The sequence below is a fragment of the Sphingomonas sp. Ant20 genome (genome assembly GCF_000783375.1).
Classification (GTDB): domain Bacteria; phylum Pseudomonadota; class Alphaproteobacteria; order Sphingomonadales; family Sphingomonadaceae; genus Sphingomonas; species Sphingomonas aerolata.
The window spans coordinates 1-1287 of record NZ_JRVI01000285.1 but is presented as its reverse complement, the minus strand read 5'-3'; the positions used below and the strand labels follow the sequence as shown (position 1 = coordinate 1287).

At 71.9% G+C, this 1287-nt stretch carries 2 protein-coding genes and 1 pseudogene; all 3 read left to right on the top strand.

The window, feature by feature from the left end:
* Positions 1-212, top strand: a 212-nt coding sequence (locus NI18_RS23825; RefSeq protein ID WP_198527084.1) for a cobalamin biosynthesis protein, incomplete at its 5' end; no start/stop codon positions are given.
* The gene (cobM, locus tag NI18_RS20350) at positions 209-994 is read left to right on the top strand and encodes a precorrin-4 C(11)-methyltransferase (protein WP_037532955.1); all 786 of its coding nucleotides are present in this window, start codon (positions 209-211) and stop codon (positions 992-994) included. The genes NI18_RS23825 and cobM, both read left to right, overlap by 4 nt.
* A pseudogene (locus NI18_RS20345) lies at positions 991-1287 on the top strand (cobyrinic acid a,c-diamide synthase); the annotation flags it as partial. The gene cobM and the pseudogene NI18_RS20345, both read left to right, overlap by 4 nt.

Sequence of the window (1287 nt, the reverse complement as noted above, 5' to 3'; positions counted from 1 at the left end):
ATCGCCGCTGCTGGTCGGTCGATCCCGCCGCGCTGACTGCGGCCAGTCCCGCCACCCGGTCGCCGGTAAGCCTTGCCGTGCGGGGGACCGGCAGCGTCGCGGAGGCCGCTGCACTCGCCGCCGCGGGGCAAGGCGCGCGGCTGCTGACCCTTCGCCATATTTCGCCGTGCCGACGCGCGACCTGCGCCATTGCCCAAGGATTTCGACCATGACCGTGCATTTCATCGGTGCGGGGCCGGGTGCGCCCGACCTGCTGACATTGCGGGGGCGCGACCGGATCGCGATGTCGCCGGTGTGCCTTTATGCCGGGTCGCTGATCCCGGAGGCGCTGCTCGAGCATTGTCCGCCGGGTGCGCGGATCGTCAACACCGCGCCGATGGACCTCGACCAGATCATGGCCGAGATCGTCGCCGCGCACGCAGGGGGGCAGGACGTCGCGCGGCTGCATTCGGGGGATCTGTCGATCTGGTCGGCGATGGGCGAGCAGCTGCGGCGGCTGCGCGCGCTGGACATTCCGGTGACGATCACCCCCGGCGTCCCCGCCTTTGCCGCTGCCGCCGCCGCGCTCGAGGTCGAACTGACCTTGCCCGAACTGGCGCAGTCGGTGGTGCTGACGCGGACGCCGGGACGGGCAAGCTCGATGCCGCCGGCCGAGACACTTGCCGCGTTCGCCGCGACGCAGGCGACGCTGGCGATCCACCTGTCGGTGCACAATCTGGCGCAGGTCGTCGCGGACCTGCTGCCCGCTTATGGCGGCGACTGCCCGGTCGCAGTGGTGTGGCGCGCGAGCTGGCCCGACGAGCAGATCGCCCGCGCGACGCTGTCGACGATCGAGGCGGCGATGACGGGGCGACCCGAGCGGACCGCGCTGATCCTGGTCGGGCGCGTGCTGGCGCCGGGTGATTTCGCGACGAGCAGCCTGTACGCGCAAGGATATGACCGGCGGTTCCGGCCGCAATCGGCGGAGTCCCGGTTCGCAGGAGACAAGCCATGACGCGCGGCGCCACGCCGGGCCTGCTCGTCGCAGCGCCCGCGTCGGGGACGGGGAAGACGACGGTGATGCTCGGGCTGTTGCGCGCGCTGCGCGATGACGGGATCGCGGTGCAGCCGTTCAAATGCGGGCCCGACTATATCGACCCAGCGTTTCACCGCGCGGCGAGCGGGCGCGCGTCGTTCAACCTCGACAGCTGGGCCATGACGGGGCCGCGGCTCGACGGGATCGCGGCGCGCGGCGACGATGCGGACATGACGCTGGCCGAGGGGTCGATGGGGCTGTTCGACGGGGTG

What these genes read in the sequence shown, in the direction of transcription:
- cobM (WP_037532955.1), top strand. Translation starts at nt 209, where the DNA reads ATGACCGTGCATTTCATCGGTGCGGGGCCGGGTGCGCCCGACCTGCTG.